The sequence below is a fragment of the Propioniciclava sp. MC1595 genome (assembly GCF_017569205.1).
GTDB lineage: Bacteria > Actinomycetota > Actinomycetes > Propionibacteriales > Propionibacteriaceae > Propioniciclava.
Window position 1 is genome coordinate 3,200,366 of the sequence record NZ_CP071870.1, and the last position, 18,234, is coordinate 3,218,599.

The following is an 18,234-nucleotide window of genomic DNA, read 5'->3' on the forward strand; positions in this document are numbered from 1 at the left end:
TCAAGCGACCCGGGCGGGCTCGCGCTCGGGGGCGCGCGTGGTGGCGGGGGCCGCCGTGCGGCGCTCGGGCTCGCGGCGCAGCAGGCGCATGGCGTTGACGATGACGACCAGCACGGACGCCTCGTGCACCAGCATCCCGACCGCCATGGTCACGCCGCCGAAGAGGACGCCGGCCAGCAGCGTGCCCACCACGACGAGGGCGATCACGATGTTCTGGCGCATGGTGGAGACGGTGCGCCGGGCGAGGCGCACGGCTTGCGGCAGCTTGAGCAGGTCGTCCCGCATGAGGGCGATGTCGGCGGTCTCGATGGCGACGCCGGTGCCGGCCGCGCCCATGGCGACGCCGATGTCGGCGGTGGCCAGGGCGGGGGCGTCGTTGACGCCGTCGCCGACCATGGCGACCACGTGGCCCTCGGCCTGGAGGCGGGCGACGATGTCGAGCTTGTCCTCGGGCAGCAGCCCGGCGTGCACCTCGTCGACGCCGACCCGGGCGGCGACGGCCTCGGCCACGCGCCGGTTGTCGCCGGTGAGCATGACGACCTTCCGCACGCCGTTGGTGTGCAGGCGGCGCACCATCTCGGCTGCGTCGTCGCGGATCCGGTCCGCCACGGCGACCACGCCGGCCAGGGTGCCGTCGACCGCGACCAGCATCGCGGTCCGGCCGGCCACCGACAGCTCGTCGGCGAGGGCCGCGGCGGGGGCGGTGTCGATGCCCGTGGCGTCCAGCAGGGCGGGGTTGCCGACGTGGACGGTGACGCCGTCGAGGGTGGCGACGATGCCCTTCCCGGGCACCGGCTCGGTGTGCTCGGGCAGGCCGGCGATCGCCAGGCCGCGCTCGGCGGCGGCGTCGACGATCGGGCGGGCGAGCGGGTGCTCGGAGCCGGCCTCGGCGCGGGCGGCCAGGGCGAGCACCTCGTCCTCGGTGAAGCGGGGGTCGAGTGCGACCACGTCGGTGAGCTGCGGGCGGCCCTCGGTCAGGGTGCCGGTCTTGTCGAGCGCGACGGCCGAGATGCGGGCCGACGTCTCGAGGAACTCCCCGCCCTTGATCAGGATGCCGTCGCGGGCGCCGCGGCCGATGCCGGCCACGATCGAGACCGGGATCGAGATGACCAGCGCGCCGGGGCAGCCGATCACGAGCAGGGTCAGGGCGAGGTGGGTGTCGCGGGTGATCAGGCCGACGACGAGCGCCAGCAGCATGATGCCGGGGGTGTACCAGCGGGCGAACTTCTCCATGAACGTCTGCGTCCGCGCCTTGGCGTCCTGAGCCTCCTCCACGCGGTGGATGATCCGAGCCAGCGTCGTGTCGGCGCCCACGCCGGTGGCGCGCACCTGCAGGAAGCCGCTCGCCGAGACCGTGCCGGCGAACACCTGGTCGCCCTCGGTCTTCTCGGCGGGGATCGACTCGCCCGTGATCGACGCCTCGTCGATCGCGCCCGTACCGCCGATGACCACGCCGTCGACCGGGACCTTGGCGCCGTTCTTCACGAGCACGGTCTCGCCGGGCTCGACGGCTGCGGCCCCGACCTCGACCTGGACGCCGTCGCGCAGCACGACCGCGGTGTCGGGGGCCACGGCGACCAGCTCGGCCAGCGCCGAGCGGGTGCGGTTCAGGGTGGCGTTCTCGAGCGCCCCGCCGATCGCGAACAGGAAGGTCACCGCGGCGGCCTCCCAGAAGTCGCCCACGATGATGGCGCCCACGGCGGCGACCGTGACGAGCAGGTCGATGCTGACCAGCTTGGCGAGCAGCGCGCGGATCGCCTTGATCGCGATCGGCAGGCCCGCGACCACGCCGGCAGCGAGCATGAGGACGTCGGCGACGGGCTGGTTGCCGACGAGGTTCCCGGTGGCCAGGGAGGCCAGGATCAGGCCGCCCGAGACGGCCGGGACGCCCCACCGACCGTGGAGCCATGCGTGGATCTTGTTCATGTCCCTGACCGTACGAAGATCCGCGCCGCCCATCCTTGACGCCCGTCAAGTCCCCGTTCCACCCCTACGCTGGCACCGTGAACGAGCTCGTGGTCGACCCGGGTCCGGGCCTCCCCGACGGCCTGCGGATCCCCGCCGGCGAGCTCACCGAGCGGTTCGCCCGGTCCTCCGGGCCGGGCGGGCAGGGCGTGAACACGACCGACTCCCGGGTGCAGCTCGGGTTCGACATCGCCGCCAGCACCACCCTGACGGCGTCCCAGCGCACGCGGCTCCTGGTGCGCCTGGCCCACCAGCTGGTCGGCACCACCCTCACCGTGGACGCCTCGGAGCGCCGCTCGCAGTTCAGCAACCGCCGCGCGGCCCGGGAGCGGATGGCCGCCATCCTGCGGACCGCGCTGCAACCCCCACCCCCGCCCCGGCGTCCGACGAGGCCCTCAAGGGCGAGCAACGAGCGGCGCCTGGCCGCCAAGCGCATCCAGGCGGAGAAGAAGCAGCAACGCCGGTACCACGACGGGTGATTCTCTACTACTGTGTGTAAGAGGACCCATCCTGGATCACCCACAGGAGGACCCGTGACCCACGACACCCCCGCACGGACCGTGCCCCTGCGGCAGTTGCGCCTGCTCGGGCTCGTCGCCCCCCTCGTCCTCGTCATCACCCTGCTCAGCCTGCGCCCCTGGGTGATCGAGACGCTCGGCCTGCGCACCGGCCACCTCGTGCTGGGCACCGTCCTGCTCACCAGCGTGCTCGTCTTCGGCTGGGGCATGTACCGCCTCATCGACCGCACCCACCAGGCTGTGGTCGAGGCCGAGCGGCAGTCCGCCGCGCTCGTCGAGCGGGACCGGATCGCCCGCGAGATGCACGACAGCCTGGCCCAGGTCCTCGCGGTGGCGCACCTGCGGCTGCGGGCGCTCGAGACCCGGCCGTCCGTGGCCGGCGACGAGCGCGTACGCGCCGACATCGACGACCTGGCCACCCTGTGCCGCGAGGCCCAGCGCGACGTGCGCGAGGCGATCGTCGGGCTCAAGGACGCCCACCACCCCGAGCGGTCCCTCCTGGAGCACCTCGACGCGTTCGTGTCCGTGTTCTCGCGCACGAGCGGCATCCGGACCACCCTCCACGCCGACACCGCGGCCGAGCTCAACCTCTCCCCCGCCGCCGAGGTGCAGGTCATCCGCGTGGTGCAGGAGGCGCTGGCCAACATCCGCAAGCACGCCGGGGCCACCCACGCGGCCGTGCGGGTCACCACCCGCGACGGCCACACCGAGTTCGTCGTCGAGGACGACGGCGTCGGCTTCGACCCCGGGCACCCGCGCGGGTCCGACGGGTTCGGCCTGGTCACGATGCGCGAGCGCACCGAGTCGGCCGGCGGCACCCTGCACCTCGACGCCGCACCGGGGCGCGGCACCCGCGTGGTCGTCACGCTCCCGGACGCCGTCCCGCCCCGGCCGGCCGTCCAGACCCGGCTGGCCGCGCCGGCCCCCGCGCGGGTCGGGGAGGTCGTCGCATGACCGAGCGGCCCGCCCGCATCCTGCTGGCCGACGACCTGCCGCTGTTCCGGCGCGCGATCGCCGCGCTCATCGACGAGCAGGACGACATGGAGGTCGTCGGCGAGGCCGACAACGGCGTGGAGGCCGTCGAGCTGGCCCAGGTGGTGAGGCCCGACATCATCCTGCTCGACGTCGAGATGCCGGTCATGGACGGCGTCACCGCCGCCGGGCGGCTGCGCGACGTGGTGCCGGGCGCGAAGATCATCATGCTCACGGTGGTCGACGACGACGAGCACCTGCTCGGGGCGGTGCGCCTCGGCGTGCACGGCTACCTCCTCAAGGACCTGCACCCCGACGAGCTGTTCGCGATGATCCGCGCCGCGATGCGCGACGAGTCCCCGGTGGCGCCCAGCCTGGTCGGCAAGCTGCTCGGCGCGCTGCGCGACACCACGACCCCGACCCCGGCGCCCGTCGCCGAGGAGGCGGCCCTGTCCGTGCGCGAGCTCGAGGTGCTTCGCCTGGTGTCGAACGGGCTGTCCAACAAGGAGATCGGGGTGACCCTGTCGATCACCGAGGGCACGGTGAAGAACCACGTCCACAACGCCCTCACCAAGCTCGGCATGGACAACCGGATCCAGGCGGCCGCGTACATCGTCCGCGCCGGTCTCGGGACGCCCCGGGCCTGAGCCCCGGACCACCCGGCCGGAGGGCGTCCGTGCCTGTCAACCCCCGGATGGCGCCCGGTACATGCCTGCGCTGTGCCCACTATGTACCCCCTGACGGATGGGCACCGACGCGCGTTCACGACACGATGTAGGAGACAACGGGTGCACTGACGTGCGCGAGAGGAGGGAGGCCCGATGGCCAAGCAGCGCAAGCCCGGGATCATGGGCATCCTGACCAGCTTCAGCGGCATCGCGATCACCATCGCCGGCGGCCTGGTCGGCATCCTGCTCGGCATCGCGGTCTTCACGTTCGGCTACGCGGGCGGGTGGGCCTACCTGGGCAACGACCCGCAGACCTGCAACCAGTGCCACGCGATGAACGAGCAGTACAACGGCTGGCTCAAGGGCAGCCACAAGAACGCCGCCACGTGCAACGACTGCCACTCCCCGCACGACAACATCATCCACAAGTACGTGAACAAGGCCGACAACGGCTTCTGGCACGCGCTGAAGTTCACCACCCGCGACTACCCCGAGAACATCAAGATCCGCGAGATGAACCGCGAGATCACCCAGGAGGCCTGCCTCTACTGCCACGGCAACCTGGTCGACGACATCTCCGAGCCGCGCAAGTTCGCCACGACCGTCGGTGCCCACAGCACCCGGATCGACTGTCTCCAATGCCACGCCGAAGTCGGACACATGAGGTGATCGATATGCAAACCGAGAAGAAGAAGGACCGCCGGCTCCTGATGGCCGGGGTGTTCCTCGTCGCAGGGGCCCTGGTCACCGTCGGCATCGCCTCGATGCTGATGAGCGTCTTCGAGCGGCGGGCGGAGGGTGAGAACCCGTACTTCCGCATCGCCGAGCTCAGCGAGACGACCTACGACTCGGCGGTGTGGGGCCAGAACTTCCCGCTGCAGTACGAGGGCTGGCGGTTGACCTCCAAGATGCCGGCCGACGAGCAGGTGGCGCAGACGCCCACCGCCACCGACCCGCGCACGGTCAAGGCCAAGAGCAAGCTGGCCCACGACCCGCGCCTGGTCACCATGTGGCAGGGCTACGCCTTCGCGGTCGAGTACAACGAGCCGCGCGGCCACGCCTACATGCTCGAGGACCAGCGGCTGGTCAAGCGCGTCCAGGACCCGTTCAAGCAGCCCGGCGCCTGCCTCAACTGCCACACCTCGCTGCCCGAGGTCGTCGACACGCTCGGAAACGGAGACAGGGACGCCGGCTGGGCGGCCATGAACAAGATGCCGTACGCCGAGGCCACCGAGTTCGCCAAGCACCCGGTCGGCTGCATCGACTGCCACGACCCGCAGACGATGAAGCTCCGCGTCACCCGCCCCGCCTTCGAGGAGGGCATCAAGGAGTACAAGGCCGGCCAGGGCGTCGCCAACTACGACGTCAACACGATGGCCACCCCGCAGGAGATGCGGAACTTCGTGTGCGCCCAGTGCCACGTCGAGTACTACTTCAAGGGCGACGAGAAGACCCTCACCTTCCCGTGGGACAAGGGCCTCACCGCCGACGACGCGCTCGCCTACTACGACGAGGTCGGCTTCAGCGACTTCACCCACAAGCTGACCGGCGCCCCGGTCGTCAAGGCCCAGCACCCCGACTTCGAGACGTTCAGCCAGGGCGTCCACGCGAAGTCCGGCGTGACCTGTGCCGACTGCCACATGCCGTACCAGCGCGAGGGTGCCGCCAAGGTGTCGAACCACCAGATCGCCAGCCCGATGCGCAGCGACGCGACGATCAACTCCTCCTGCCTCACGTGCCACAGCACCACCGAGCAGGCCATGCGTGACCGCGTCGCCGGCATCCACGACACGTACGAGCAGACGAAGAACGTCGCGTTCGACGCCCTCACCGCCCTGATCTACGACATCGAGGCGGCGAAGAACGACGGGACGGCGACCGACCGCATCGAGGCCGCCTACGGCTTCCAGCGCAAGGCGCAGTTCTTCCTGGACTACGTGGTCTCCGAGAACAGCCGCGGCTTCCACGCCCCGGCCTACACCAACCGGCTCCTCAACGACGTGACGGACGCCTCGCGGCGCGGCCAGATGGCGCTCCGCGGCGTGACCTACGCGCCCGCTGGACCGGCCGAGTCCGTCCCCGACGGGACGTTCCCGGTGCCGCTGGCTCCGAACAAGCAGGGCTGAGCCCGGCCGTTCGGCAGCGGACGGGGGATGGGGAGGGTGACCCCATCCCCCGTCTCGCTGAGTACCCCCATCCAGCCCCATGAGAGGATGCCCCATGACCCCACGCGAGGAGCCGGTCGACATCTTCGACCGGGAGGAGTTCCCGGCCGAACCCGCCCGTCCCGCCCCGACGGCGGCGCGCGGGGCCGGGGCCGAGCCCCCGGCGTCCGACCTCCTCGACGACGACCTCACCGCCCCCGCCGCCGCGCCGAAGCTGCGCCGCCCGTGGCTGTACGCGCTGCTGGGCGTGCTGATCGGGCTGGGGATCGCGTGGGTCATCTTCAACCAGGGCCAGGCCAGCCAGATGCCGCCCGACCACCCTGCCGTGGACGCCGCGGCCGCCACCCCGACGCCGGTCACCCCCGAGCAACTCGCCGACCTCAAGGCGAAGGTGGACGCCGACCCGACGAACAAGGACGACCGGCTGGCCTACGGGGTGGCCCTCTTCGGCGACGGCCAGTTCGAGGCCGCCGAGGAGCAGTGGCTCGAGGTCACCCGACTCGCCCCCGAGGACCCGGGGCCTTGGTACAACCTCGGCTTCCTCTACCTGAGCCTCGACCCGCCGGACGCCGACAGGGCCGAGCAGGCGTGGGGCAAGGTCGTCGAGCTCGTGCCCGGGACCAGCATGGCCGCCACCGCCCAGCAGCTTCTCGACCGCCTCGACACCAGCCTGCCCACGGCGGCCACTCCGACCGTGTCCGCGGAGCCCGCCGGATGACCTGGGTGCGCGCCCCCCGCACGTCCATGGAGGGAAGATCGACCGGGTTCGCGACGGCGGCGCGCTGGACGCGGCCGCGCGGCTCGCCACGGAGAATGGCCGGGTCCGGGCCCCGGGTGGGGTAGAAACGGCCCATGAGGGCCCTCACCGCGGACGAGGTCCGCGGCAGCTTCGTCAACGCGACCGAGCCCGAGCTCGAGCGGCTGGAGCTGCCGTGGTGGTTCGACGCGACCCTGTGGGACACCCTCGACTACCTCGGGTGGGTCGACCCGGCCACCCCCGAACGCGGCCACCTGGTCGCCGAGACCTCCTTCGGCGTCGTGGGCGTCATGCTGCGCCTGCCCAAGAACCGCCCGCGGGGCCGCCGGGCACTGTGCAACCTGTGCTGGACCCAGCACCCCGGTCAGGGGGCCCTGCTGATGGTCGCCCGCCGGGCCGGGCGGGCGGGCCTGAATCACAACACGGTCGGCACCTACATCTGCGCCGACCTGGCGTGCTCGTTGTACCTGCGCGGGCTGCGCCGCGCGGTCGGTGGTGGCCGGATGCCCGAGACCCTGGACGAGGACGCCCGGGTGCGGCGGCTCACCGAGAACGTCGAGGACTTCCTCGCACGCGTCGTGGACAGCGACGCCCCACGACCGGTTTGAGCAGGAATCTCCAACTTTCGTACCAGCCGGATGGCACCTTCAGCCGATCTGTGGGCAGGGGTCGCGGCGTAGGGTCAAGATGGACGCCCGAGAAGTCGGGCGCCTTACTAGGGGAGTCCACCATGAAGTCCGCACTCGCATCGATCATCGCCGGGGTCGTCCTCGCCACCGGTGTGCCCGTCCTCGCCGTGCAGCAGCAGGCACTGCCGCCGTGGTTCTGCAAGCTCCTTCCGCCGCTCTGCTCGCGCAACTGAGACCCGTCACCCACCCCTGACCACCGAGGCCCTGACTCATCGAGTCGGGGCCTCCGTGCATTCCCGTCCGAGGCCGGCACCAACACCCCCGGCCTGGTGTGACCCAGCCCTGACATGCGGAAGCGGGGCCACCCCGACTCGCACAGGGGGCCCCGCTCCCTTGGGCCGTCAGTCCTTGAACTGACGGCGCGGGCTCGGGGGTGTTCTCTTCGCCCACGGGGGGAGGACGGTCAACGAACAGCCCACGACGAGCCCCATCATTGCTCCCACGGCCCCGGAGGTCCGGGCGTCGCCAACCAGGAGGCCTACCAGCAGCCCGAGCACCCCGCCGGCCGCGATGGCGGCGACGACGACGAGATCGGATCGCAGTGTCATGGTGGGGGTTTTCTCCTGGCTGGCCACGGGGCTGTGGGTGCGACACCACGCTAGCCCGCCCACCAGCGGGGGGAATCGGGGGAAAGTGCCGACCACCTCGCACGAAAGTACGAACCCACCGGCACCCGGCGACGTGGGACACTGACGCCATGACGGAGCCCGCCCCCGCGACGCCCCGCCCCGCCCGGCGCTTCCCCCGCTGGGTCGCGCGGCTGGGTCGCAGCGGTGTCCCCGAGGCGATCGTCGGCCTGTTCGCCTACATGTACAACGAGGCGTTCCCCAGCATCGACGGGAACCGCACCCTCGCGGAGGCGATCGTCGACTTCCTGCTCTGCTTCTTCGCGGCGCTCACCGGGCGCTGGCCCCGCGTCGGGACCCTCGGGGTGGCCGCGACCCTGATCGCGCAGGTCTTGGTCTCCGACGAGCTGTCGGTGACCGTCTTCGCGATGTTCGTCCCCATCGTGTCGAACGGGGCCCACGGCCGGACCGTGCTGCGCGACATCGCAGCTCCCCTGTACTTCGCGCTGGCCATCGTCAAGACGATGCCGCTGAACGACACGCTCGGCGACCAGCTGCAGACGGTGATCATCTGGGCGGTCTTGGTGGGCCTGGCCTGGGGCACGGGGCGCACGATCCACCGCCTGCGGCGCGAGGGGCAGGAGCAGGCCGAACTGCGCACGGCGGCGCTGCGCAGCCAGCGCCGCAGCATCGCCCGCGACCTGCACGACACGGTCTCCTACGCCACCACGACCATGATCATGCGCGCCGAGCAGATCAAGCTGCGGGTCGGGGACGACCCCCAACTCACCGAGGACCTCGACTTCATCATCGCCACCGGCCGACGGTCGGTCCGCGACCTGCGCGGCATGATGGAGACCCTGCGCCGCAACGACCCCGAGCTGGACCTCGAGCAGAACACGCCGTGGCGCCTCCTCACCGTCACCGACGTCATCGCCGAGCGGCAGGCCGAGCTCGCCGCCCACGGCCTCACGCTGCAGGTGACCTCCGACGCCGACCTCGACTCGCTGCCCAGCTCGGTGCGGGAGACGCTGGCCAAGCTCGTCGTCGAGGCGACCTCGAACATGGTCAAGCACGCGGGCAAGGGTCCCTGCCGGCTGATCATCGAGGTCCAGGACGACACGCTCGAGGCGGTCTTCACCAACCGCCTGCGGGCCGGTCATCGCCAGGACGGGGGGCGGCCGGGCCTCGGGCTGGTCGGGGCGGCCGAACGGGTCCGGGCCATCGGCGGCGAACTGGAGGCGACGGCGGCCTCGGGGACGTGGATCCTTCGCGCGCAACTCCCGATCGGAGAATAATGGTGGGCATGGGCAGGCCGGTGACCGTCGCGATCGTCGATGACGACGCGATCGTGCGTGCCGCGTTGGTGGCGTACCTGACGAGCACCGAGGGGTTCGAGGTGCGGCACGAGCTGACCAACGGCGCCGAGGCCGTCTCGGTCATCACCCGCGACCCGGTGGACGTGGTGGTCATGGACGTGCGGATGCCCAAGCTCGATGGCATCCAGGCGACCCAGGCGCTGCGCTCCACGGTCCCGAACATCAAGATCCTCGTCATCACGTCCTTCGACGAGGACGGGGCGGTGCGCGACGCGCTGAGCGCAGGCGCCAACGGCTTCCTGCTGAAGGACACCTCGCCGACCGGCCTGGTCGACGCCATCCGCGCTGTCATGCAGGGCACCTCCGTGGTCTCCCCCGGCCCCATCACCAGCCTCCTGCTGCAGGACAAGCGACGCGCCCGCCCGGTGCCCGCGCCCGAGCTGGGCCTGAGCCCCCGCGAACTCCAGATCCTGCGCCTGCTCTGCGCCGCGTACAGCAACACCGAGATCGCCGAGGAGCTGTTCGTCTCCGAGTCCACGGTGAAGACGCACGTGTCGGGGATCATGACCAAGATGCAGGTGCCCTCCCGGCTCAAGGCCGTGGTGCGCGCCTACGAGCTGGGCCTCGTCGAGCACTCCTGACCTCGGGCAGGATGGGGGGCATGGACCTGCACCCGAACGTCGTCCCGTTGGAAGCCCTGCTGGGAACGTGGCGCGGCGAGGGCCGCGGCGAGTACCCCACGATCACGTCGTTCGGCTACGCCGACGAGTGGGTCTTCTCGCACTCCGGCAAGCCCTTCGTCGCGTTCGTGCAGCGCACGAAGTCGCCCACCGGGCAGCCGATGCACACCGAGTCGGGCTACCTCCGCTGCCCCGCCCCGGGCGTCGTCGAGATCGTCGCCGCGCTCCCGACCGGGCAGGTGGAGCTCGGCGGGGGCACCGCCGAGGCGGCCGACGGCGTCCTGACCGTGGCGACGGACGCCGGCGTGTCGAACACCCCCACGGCCAAGACCGTGGAGCGGATCACGCGCACGTTCCGGGTCGAAGGGGACGCCCTGACGATCGACCTGGCGATGGCCGCGGTGGGGCAGGAGCTCGGGCACCACCTCGCCTCACGCCTGACGCGTGACACAATGCAAGGGTGAACCCCGACCAGCCCGAGAGCTTCGCGGAGGTACTGACCGCGGCCATCCAGGGCCGCGGGCTGTCGTTGGAACGCATCCGCGCCCGCCTCGACGCCGCCGGCGTGCCCGTCAGCATCGCGACGCTGAGCTACTGGCAGTCCGGCCGCTCGCTGCCCACCCGCTCGCGCAGCTACCACACGCTGGTGGAGCTGGAGCGCATCCTCAACCTCGAGCCGGGGCACCTCACCCAGCACACCCACACCGCCGACGGCCGCACCCGCCGGGAGCTCTTCGAGTGGCAGAACGTCATGCCCTCGCGGGACCTCGCGACCCAGATCATCGAGGACCTGGGCATCGACATGCAGGGCCAGCTCACCCGCGTGACCATGCACGACCTGCTCGAGGTGGACGCCGACCGCAAGGAGTCCTCCCTCGAGGTGCGCGTCGTCTGGCGCGCCGAGCGGCAGGGCCTGCACCGCTGGGCCGTCGTCAACGAGCAGGACACCGACACCGACGGCGAGCAGTCAATCGAGCCGCTGTTCGGCTGCGTGCTGGGCGAGGTCGTCGAGGCCCCCGACCGCAAGCTCCTGGTCGCCGAGATGCTCGCGCCCCGGCCCATGCAGCGCGGCGACCTGTTCACCTCCGAGTACCGGCTGACCTTCGGCCCGTCGAACCAGCCGTCGTTCCGCATGCTGCGCGCGATCTCCGATCCCGTGAAGGCGCTGTCGCTCGCGGTGCGCTTCGACCCCTCGGCGGTCCCGACCAACGTGCGCGCCGGCGTCCAGCCCTCGCTGGAGGAGGAGGAGCCGGCCGACACCGTGCCGGTCGAACTGGCCCGCAACGAGGCGCAATACGTGTGGACCGACGCCCGCCCCGGCGTCTACTCGCTGTTCTGGGACTGGGACTGACCGGCCCCGACGCCCGCGTCGACGCGCTCTACGCGGGCGACCCCGCCGCCTTCGTGGCGGCCCGCGACGCGCTCGCCAAGGAGCTCCGCGCCGGCGGTGACCGCGAGGCCGCCGCCCGGGTCAAGGCCCTGCGCCGCCCGTCCGTGGCCGCCTGGTACGTCAACATCGCCGCCCGCGCCTCGCTGGTGTCGCTGCGCGAGTGGCTGGCGCTCGGGGCGTCCATGCGCGAGGCGCAGGCCGGGCTCGACATGGCGGCCGTGCGCTCGCTGTCGGCGGGCCGCGCCGCGCTCGAGAACCGCGTCATCCGCGACCTGACCGCCCACCTGCGCACGCTGGGGGCGTCCGTCAGCGCGCCGGCCCTGGACGAGGTGCGCGACACCCTGCGCGCCGCCCTGGCCGACGCGGCCGCGGCCGAGCTCGTCGCGTCCGGACGCCTCGAGCGCGCGTTGTCCTACGGCGGCTTCGGCGAGGTGGACCTCTCCGCCGCGCTGGCGGCGATGGCCCAGGCGCGGGCGGCGGCCGGGGAGGACGACGCCGAGCCGGAACGCGAACCCGACCACCCGGAACCCGAACCGGAGCAGGAACCGGAACCCGAGCCGGAGCCGGAACCCGACCCCGCCCTCGTGGCCGCCGTCTACGAGGCCCGGGAGCGACGCGACCGGGCCGACGACGCCGTCGCGCGCGCCGAGGCCGCCCTGGCCGTGGCCCAGCGCGAGCTGCGGGAGGCGAAGCAGGAACTGCGCGACGCGAAGGCCGCACTGACCGCCGCCGAGCGGACCCTCGCGGAGCAGACGCCCTAGTCTGGGCCCCATGGCTCCGACGAGTCCCTCCGTGTACGCCCGCCGCGGCGTCGTCTGCACCTCCCACCCGCTGGCTGCGTCCGCGGGGCTCCGGATCCTCCAGGCCGGCGGCAACGCCGCCGACGCCGCGATCGCCACCGCCGCCTGCCTGCCGGTGCTCGAACCGTGCTCCAACGGGCTGGGCTCCGACGCGTTCGCGCTGATCTGGGACGGCACCACCCTGCACGGGCTCAACGGGTCGGGGCGCGCACCTGCCGCGGCGTCCGCGGACGCCCTGCGTGAGCGCGGGCTCACCGAGGTACCGCTGTTCGGCTGGGACGCCGTCACCGTTCCCGGCATGGTCCGGGCCTGGGCCGACGTGCACGCCCGCTTCGGCCGTCTCCCGTTCGCCGACGTCCTGGCCCCGGCCATCGAGTACGCCGAGCAGGGCGCGCCCGTCCCGCCCATGGTGGCGTGGGGCTGGGGCCGCGGCGTCCGGGCGGCCGAGGACCGGCTGGCCGCCCAGCCCGACCCGGCCTGCGCCCACTTCGCGGCGTTGTTCGGCCCGGCGCCCGAGGTCGGCGAGCTGCGCGCCTTCCCCGCGATGGCGGCCACCCTCCGCGCCATCGCCGACAGCCACGGCGAGGACTTCTACTCCGGCGACCTCGCCACCCGGATCGTCGCGTTCGCCGAGCAGACCGGCGGGCTGTTGGCGGCGTCCGACCTCGCCGACCACCGCAGCCAGTGGGTCGAGCCGATCAGCGCGCGCTACCGCGACCACGAGGTGTGGGAGATCCCGCCGAACGGGCAGGGCATCGCCGCGCTGCTGGCCCTGACCATCCTCGACGGGTTGCCGGCCGAACAGGTCGCAGACTGGCACGTGCAGGTCGAGGCCGTGAAGCTCGCCCTGGCCGACACGCACGCGGTGGTCGCCGACCCCGACGTCGTCGACGTGCCGGCCGCCGAGCTGCTCTCGGCCGCCCACGCCGACCGGCGGCGCGCCCTCATCGGTGACGTCGCGGTGGCCCCCGACCCGGTCGACCCGCGGGCGTCCGACACGGTCTACCTCTGCGCCACCGACGACGACGGGATGATGGTGAGCTTCATCCAGTCGAACTTCCACGGGTTCGGGTCGCAGGTGGTCGTGCCCGACACGGGCATCTCGCTGCAGAACCGGGGCTCGGGCTTCTCGCTCGTCCCGGGCCACCCCAACGAGCTCGCCGGCGGAAAGCGGCCGTTCCACACGATCATCCCGGGGTTTCTCGCCCGCGGCGGCGAGGCGGTCGGCCCGTACGGCGTGATGGGCGGGCACATGCAGGCCCAGGGGCACGTGCAGGTCGCGCTGCACACCGTCGACGGACGCCTCGACCCCCAGGCCGCCCTCGACCGGCCCCGCTGGTTCTGGGACGCCGCCACCGGCCGCGTGCTCGTCGAGGACAGGGCTGACCCGGCGGTGGTCGCCTCCCTGCGCGAGCGGGGCCACGACGTCGCCATCGCCGAACACCCCGCCGTCTTCGGGCGCGGGCAGGCGATCTGGCGCACCGCCGGCGGCTACGTGGCCGGGAGCGAGTCCCGGGCCGACGGCGTCCCGATGGGCTGGTGAGTCAGGCCAGCAGCAGCGCGCGCAGCTGGTCGACCGTGTCGACCACGCCCGCCGAGGGCTGGGCGGCGAGGGCGTCGGGCAGCCCGGCGCCCCACGTGACGCCGATGCCGGCCATACCCGCGTTGTGGGCGGCGCCAAGGTCGACCACGGCGTCGCCGACGTAGACGCAGTCGGCCGGATCGGCGCCGATGCGCTCGGCGGCCATCAGCAGCGGGGCCGCGTGCGGCTTGTGGTGCGGGGTGTCCTCCATGGCGACCAGCAGCGGCAGGTGCTCGTGCAGCCCCAGCGCGGCCAGGAGCGCCTCGGCGCTCGGCCGGCGCCGCGACGTGGCGATGCCCAGCCGGGCACCTGCGGCGGCGAGGTAGACCAGCAGCTCGTCGACCCCGGGATAGGCGACGAGGTGCGCGGCCACGTTGTCGGCCTGCCAGGCCGAGTACGCGTCGATGAGCTCGGGCGCGCGCTCGGCGCCGGCGAGCTCGGTGAACATGTCGGGCAGGGTGCGCCCGATCCAGGACAGGATCGTGGCGTCGTCGGCCGGCGCCAGCCCGAACCGCTCGATGGTGTGGCGGTACGACGCCAGGATCAGCGGGATCGTGTTGCCCAGCGTCCCGTCGAAGTCGAACAGCACGGTCGGCCAGCGGAGATCGGTCACGCCGGTCACCCTAGCCAGTCGACCCAGGCGCCGTGCGGGCTGCACCGGGCGACGGGCTCGCCGTCGAGCGCGAGCACGAAGTGGGGCCGGCCGTCGTCGGGCACCCGCCCGCGCAGCTCGGTCACCACGGTCGGGCCCTCGAAGCTGACCCACCGCACGCCGCTGGCCCGGATCTCTGCCACCACGGCGTCCCGGTCGGCCCGGGCGAGGTAGGCCAGCGTCGGGGAGTGGAACACGACCGGGGTGGCGCCGGCGGCCTCGGCGCGGCGGACTGTCTCGGCCAGGAACCACCCCAGGTCGTCGGGGAGCACCCCCCGCACCACCTCGGGCGCGTCCTCGGCGGCGACGGCGAGGGCCGCGACCAGCCGGGCCTCGCGGGCGTCCTCGCCCGGCCAGACCAGCGCGCGCAACCACCGCGCGTCGTCGGGGTCGGACGCATCGAGCGGGTTGGCGTCCAGCCCCCACCGGGCGGCGACGACCAGGCCCGGGGCGTCCAGCCACGGGTAGCGGTCGGGCAGCAGGCACAACCCCGCGGACGCCCCGAGCTCGCCCAGCACGACCGGTTGCGGCAGCGAGGCCAGGACCGGCGCGAGGACGGCACAGCGGCCGGGTTCGTTGGTCTGGGTGGACCGGGAGAGGATGAGCCGCTCGACGGCGTCCCAGTTCTGCTCGACCCACGCGAGGAACCCGGGCCCGCCGACGAGCGGCCCGTCCAGGTACCGGATCGCCCCGAGGAAGAGGTTGGGTTGGCGCTTCGTGCCGGGCAGGGCGTCGAGGCGCGCGAGGAGCTCCGGGGTGTCGGCCACCCAGCGGCAGAGGTCGCCCCAGGTGGGCGACGTGGGGTCGGCCTCGCCGGCGAACCAGCGGTACAGCTCGTCGATCGGCATCGCGGCGTAGGCGTGCGCACCCTTCATGGGTCGACACCCTAGGGGCAGTGCTGGACGCGACCACTACGCTGACGCCATGACCGAGCCTGTTGCTGACCACGACATCTGGGCCACCATCCGCGCCGAGGCGGAGCGGGACATGCGGGCCGAGCCCTGCCTGGGCGGGTTCCTGCACGAGTCGATCCTGCGCCACAACTCGCTGATGGAGGCGCTGGGCAGCCTGCTGTCGCACAAGCTCTCCAACCCGGTGATGTCGCCGCTGACCCTGCTCGACCTCGTCGAGGAGGCCTTCGCGCGCGACCACTTCATCGAGGAGTCGGTGCTGGCCGACCTGCAGGCCGTCGTCACCCGCGACCCGGCCACCCGCGGCTACAGCCAGCCGCTGCTGTACTTCAAGGGCTTCCACGCGATCCAGAGCTTCCGGATCGCGCACCACTTCTGGGTGTCGAACCGCGTCGCGCTGGCCCTGTGGCTGCAGTCGCGCATCTCGGAGGTGTTCGCGGTCGACATCCACCCCGGCGCGCGCATCGGCCGCGGCATCATGTTCGACCACGCCACCTCGGTGGTCATCGGCGAGACCGCCGTCATCGAGGACGACTTCTCGATGCTGCACGAGGTCACCCTCGGCGGTACCGGCAAGGTCGGCGGTGACCGCCACCCGAAGATCGGGCGCGGCGTCATGATCGGCGCCGGCGCGAAGGTGCTCGGCAACATCCGCGTGGGCGAGGGGGCAAAGATCGGCGCCGGTTCGGTCGTGCTCGACGACGTGCCGCCGCACACGTCGGTGGCCGGCGTCCCGGCCAAGCCGATCAGCAGGACGCGCGAGCCGTTCCCCGCCCTGGAGATGGACCAGCGCTTCGACTGCGAGGTGGAGTCGTGACCGAGCCCCTGAGCCCCACGTCGCCCCCCGAACCGGTCGCCGGCGACACCAAGGACTGGACGTGGGTGCTCGAGCGCCCCTGCCCCGAGTGCGGCTTCGACCCGGCGAAGGTGTCGGTCGAGCGCATCCCGGCCCTCATCACGGACGCCGCGGGCCGGTTCGCGCTCGCGCTCCAGCAGGCGGACGCCGGGGTGCGCACCCGCGAGGGCGTCTGGTCGACCGTGGAGTACGGCCAGCACGTCGCCGACGTGCTCGAGGTCATGACGGACCGGCTCGAGGCCATCCTCGCCGAGGATGGCGGGGAGGCCCGCTTCGACGACTGGGACCAGGACGCCGCCGCCACCGAGAAGGAGTACTGGCGCGCCAACACCCACGTGACCGCGATCCTCGTCAAGGAGCGCGCCGCGGCCGCCGCCGAGGCGTGGAGCGAGCCCGAGGGCGAGCAGTGGGACTGGCCGGGTGTGCGCAGCAACGGGTCGCGCTTCACCGCCCGCACGCTGGGCACCTACCTCGTGCACGACCTGGTCCACCACCTCCACGACGTGAGGGCCTGAGCGCTCGGCCAGATGCAATCAGCCCCGCCGGGTAGCCGCGGCGCTGGAGGCGCTGCGCCCCTGACGCGTCCCCCACATGTGCTCCTTGCACCTGCGGCACGTGGCGCAACCATCAAGGAGCACATTCCGGGGACCGACCGCCGTGGGTCGCGGGATAGGCTGCCGCAATGCCGCTGCCGATCGCGCTCCCCGTCGAGCCGATGCTGGCGCGCGCGGTGCCGGAGGTGCCTCGGCCGAGGCACCCCGGCGAGCTGAGCTACGAGCCCAAGTGGGACGGCTACCGCTGCATCGTCGCCCGCGACGGCGACCGGGTCGAGCTGTGGAGCCGCTCCCGCAAGGCGTTGACCGGCTACTTCCCCGAGGTGGTCGCCGCGTGCCGCCGCCACCTCCCCGAGCAGGTGGTGCTGGACGCCGAACTGGTGGTCCGCAGCGGCGAGCCCGGCGCGCAGCGCCTCGACTGGGAGGCGCTCAGCGTGAGGATCCACCCCAGCGCGAAGCGGGTGGCCGCGCTGGCCGAGCAGACCCCGGCCGAGCTGGTGTGCTTCGACCTGCTCGCGATCGCCGACCTCGACCTGACCCCCCTCCCCCAGCGTGAGCGCCGGGCGGCGCTCGTCCAGCTGCTGGCCGACCTGCCCGACGACGCCCCGCTCCACGTGACCCGGGCCACCGAGGATCCCGACGAGGCCCTCGCCTGGTTCGACGCGTTCGAGGGGGCCGGACTCGACGGGGTGGTCGCCAAGCGCACCGACGCCCCGTACGCGCCCGGGCAGCGCACGATGATGAAGGTCAAGCACGCCCGCACCGCCGAGGCGGTGGTGATCGGCTACGGCTGGTCGAAGGGCGCGTCGGCCTCGGCGAACAGCGTCGGGTCGATCCACCTGGGCCTCTACGACGACGGCGAGCTGATCCCGGTGGGCGGCATCGGCGCGTGGTCCGACGCGGTCCGCACGCAGCTCGCCGCGATCCTCGAGCCGCTCGTCCTCATGGGGGCCGAGGCCGAGCGGGCACCGCGCCCGAAGGACATGACCCGCACCGGCGTCCGGGAGTTCGTGCCGGTGCGCCCCGACCTGGTGGTGGAGGTGGCCTTCGACCAGCTCGAGGGCAAGCGGTTCCGGCACGCGGCGCAGTTCGTGCGGTGGCGTCCGGACCGGGAGCCGACGTCGTGCACGCTCGACCAGGTCGAGCGGGCGCCAGCCTACGACCTCGACGGGGTCCTGCGGCCCTGAGGC

21 protein-coding genes are annotated in these 18,234 nt (G+C 72.7%); 17 read left to right on the forward strand and 4 right to left on the reverse strand.

The window, feature by feature from the left end:
- Entirely contained in the window at positions 1 to 1,926 is a 1,926-nt protein-coding gene (locus J4N02_RS15505; RefSeq protein ID WP_188333519.1) for a cation-translocating P-type ATPase, read from the reverse strand.
- A 77-nt stretch (positions 1,927 to 2,003) separates the two neighbouring features.
- On the opposite strand from J4N02_RS15505, the gene arfB reads away from it, so the two are divergent.
- The 8 genes from arfB (at position 2,004) to J4N02_RS17120 (ending at position 7,907) form a co-directional block, all read left to right on the forward strand.
- Entirely contained in the window at positions 2,004 to 2,444 is a 441-nt protein-coding gene (gene arfB, locus J4N02_RS15510; RefSeq protein WP_182814775.1) for an alternative ribosome rescue aminoacyl-tRNA hydrolase ArfB, read from the forward strand.
- A gap of 54 nt (positions 2,445 to 2,498) precedes the next feature.
- The gene (locus J4N02_RS15515; protein ID WP_188333520.1) at positions 2,499 to 3,437 is read left to right on the forward strand and encodes a sensor histidine kinase; all 939 of its coding nucleotides are present in this window, start codon (positions 2,499 to 2,501) and stop codon (positions 3,435 to 3,437) included.
- The gene (locus tag J4N02_RS15520) at positions 3,434 to 4,102 is read left to right on the forward strand and encodes a response regulator transcription factor (protein ID WP_188333521.1); all 669 of its coding nucleotides are present in this window, start codon (positions 3,434 to 3,436) and stop codon (positions 4,100 to 4,102) included. The genes J4N02_RS15515 and J4N02_RS15520 overlap by 4 nt, the downstream gene beginning before the upstream one ends.
- 174 nt (positions 4,103 to 4,276) lie before the next feature.
- On the forward strand, positions 4,277 to 4,792 hold the full coding sequence (gene nrfH / locus J4N02_RS15525) for a cytochrome c nitrite reductase small subunit (protein ID WP_182814772.1): 516 nt from the start codon (positions 4,277 to 4,279) through the stop codon (positions 4,790 to 4,792).
- Positions 4,793 to 4,797: 5 nt separating this feature from the next.
- On the forward strand, positions 4,798 to 6,249 hold the full coding sequence (locus J4N02_RS15530) for an ammonia-forming cytochrome c nitrite reductase subunit c552 (protein ID WP_208091015.1): 1,452 nt from the start codon (positions 4,798 to 4,800) through the stop codon (positions 6,247 to 6,249).
- A 94-nt stretch (positions 6,250 to 6,343) separates the two neighbouring features.
- Positions 6,344 to 7,006, forward strand: coding sequence for a hypothetical protein (locus J4N02_RS15535; RefSeq protein ID WP_188333522.1), 663 nt, complete (start codon positions 6,344 to 6,346; stop codon positions 7,004 to 7,006).
- Positions 7,007 to 7,140: 134 nt separating this feature from the next.
- Positions 7,141 to 7,653 (forward strand): FBP domain-containing protein, encoded by a 513-nt coding sequence (locus J4N02_RS15540; RefSeq protein ID WP_182814765.1) that lies wholly within the window; start codon positions 7,141 to 7,143, stop codon positions 7,651 to 7,653.
- A 122-nt stretch (positions 7,654 to 7,775) separates the two neighbouring features.
- Positions 7,776 to 7,907 carry a hypothetical protein gene (locus J4N02_RS17120; RefSeq protein WP_255437156.1) on the forward strand — a complete coding sequence of 44 codons (132 nt, stop codon included), beginning with the start codon at positions 7,776 to 7,778 and terminating at the stop codon, positions 7,905 to 7,907.
- A 168-nt stretch (positions 7,908 to 8,075) separates the two neighbouring features.
- Here the strand turns inward: J4N02_RS17120 and J4N02_RS15545 are convergent, their stop codons facing one another.
- Positions 8,076 to 8,282, reverse strand: coding sequence for a hypothetical protein (locus J4N02_RS15545; RefSeq protein ID WP_182814764.1), 207 nt, complete (start codon positions 8,280 to 8,282; stop codon positions 8,076 to 8,078).
- 149 nt (positions 8,283 to 8,431) lie between these two features.
- Here J4N02_RS15545 and J4N02_RS15550 point away from each other — a divergent pair, with 149 nt between their 5' ends.
- The 6 genes from J4N02_RS15550 to J4N02_RS15575 are packed head-to-tail and all read left to right on the forward strand — an operon-like array spanning position 8,432 to position 14,032.
- Entirely contained in the window at positions 8,432 to 9,598 is a 1,167-nt protein-coding gene (locus J4N02_RS15550; RefSeq protein WP_188333523.1) for a sensor histidine kinase, read from the forward strand.
- 8 nt (positions 9,599 to 9,606) lie between these two features.
- Positions 9,607 to 10,260, forward strand: a complete 654-nt coding sequence (locus tag J4N02_RS15555) for a response regulator transcription factor (RefSeq protein ID WP_188333524.1) — start codon at positions 9,607 to 9,609, stop codon at positions 10,258 to 10,260.
- A gap of 20 nt (positions 10,261 to 10,280) precedes the next feature.
- Entirely contained in the window at positions 10,281 to 10,763 is a 483-nt protein-coding gene (locus tag J4N02_RS15560; RefSeq protein ID WP_182814761.1) for an FABP family protein, read from the forward strand.
- Entirely contained in the window at positions 10,760 to 11,650 is an 891-nt protein-coding gene (locus tag J4N02_RS15565) for a hypothetical protein (protein WP_182814760.1), read from the forward strand. Before J4N02_RS15560 ends, J4N02_RS15565 begins: the two co-directional genes overlap by 4 nt.
- Positions 11,599 to 12,450 carry a hypothetical protein gene (locus J4N02_RS15570; RefSeq protein WP_188333525.1) on the forward strand — a complete coding sequence of 284 codons (852 nt, stop codon included), beginning with the start codon at positions 11,599 to 11,601 and terminating at the stop codon, positions 12,448 to 12,450. The genes J4N02_RS15565 and J4N02_RS15570 overlap by 52 nt, the downstream gene beginning before the upstream one ends.
- Before the next feature lie 10 nt (positions 12,451 to 12,460).
- The gene (locus tag J4N02_RS15575; protein WP_188333526.1) at positions 12,461 to 14,032 is read left to right on the forward strand and encodes a gamma-glutamyltransferase family protein; all 1,572 of its coding nucleotides are present in this window, start codon (positions 12,461 to 12,463) and stop codon (positions 14,030 to 14,032) included.
- A 1-nt stretch (position 14,033) separates the two neighbouring features.
- Here the strand turns inward: J4N02_RS15575 and J4N02_RS15580 are convergent, their stop codons facing one another.
- Both J4N02_RS15580 and J4N02_RS15585 read right to left on the reverse strand, forming a co-directional pair.
- Positions 14,034 to 14,684 carry an HAD family hydrolase gene (locus J4N02_RS15580; protein ID WP_188333527.1) on the reverse strand — a complete coding sequence of 217 codons (651 nt, stop codon included), beginning with the start codon at positions 14,682 to 14,684 and terminating at the stop codon, positions 14,034 to 14,036.
- Between the two features lie 5 nt (positions 14,685 to 14,689).
- Positions 14,690 to 15,598: a DUF2332 domain-containing protein gene (locus J4N02_RS15585; RefSeq protein WP_208091016.1), complete on the reverse strand. Its 909-nt coding sequence runs from the start codon at positions 15,596 to 15,598 to the stop codon at positions 14,690 to 14,692.
- Between the two features lie 49 nt (positions 15,599 to 15,647).
- Between J4N02_RS15585 and cysE the strand changes: the two genes are divergently transcribed.
- The 3 genes from cysE (at position 15,648) to J4N02_RS15600 (ending at position 18,231) form a co-directional block, all read left to right on the forward strand.
- Entirely contained in the window at positions 15,648 to 16,451 is an 804-nt protein-coding gene (gene cysE / locus J4N02_RS15590) for a serine O-acetyltransferase (RefSeq protein WP_188333528.1), read from the forward strand.
- The gene (locus tag J4N02_RS15595; RefSeq protein WP_208091017.1) at positions 16,448 to 17,005 is read left to right on the forward strand and encodes a DinB family protein; all 558 of its coding nucleotides are present in this window, start codon (positions 16,448 to 16,450) and stop codon (positions 17,003 to 17,005) included. Before cysE ends, J4N02_RS15595 begins: the two co-directional genes overlap by 4 nt.
- A 167-nt stretch (positions 17,006 to 17,172) precedes the next feature.
- Positions 17,173 to 18,231, forward strand: a complete 1,059-nt coding sequence (locus J4N02_RS15600; protein ID WP_188333529.1) for an ATP-dependent DNA ligase — start codon at positions 17,173 to 17,175, stop codon at positions 18,229 to 18,231.
- Positions 18,232 to 18,234 lie beyond the last annotated feature (3 nt).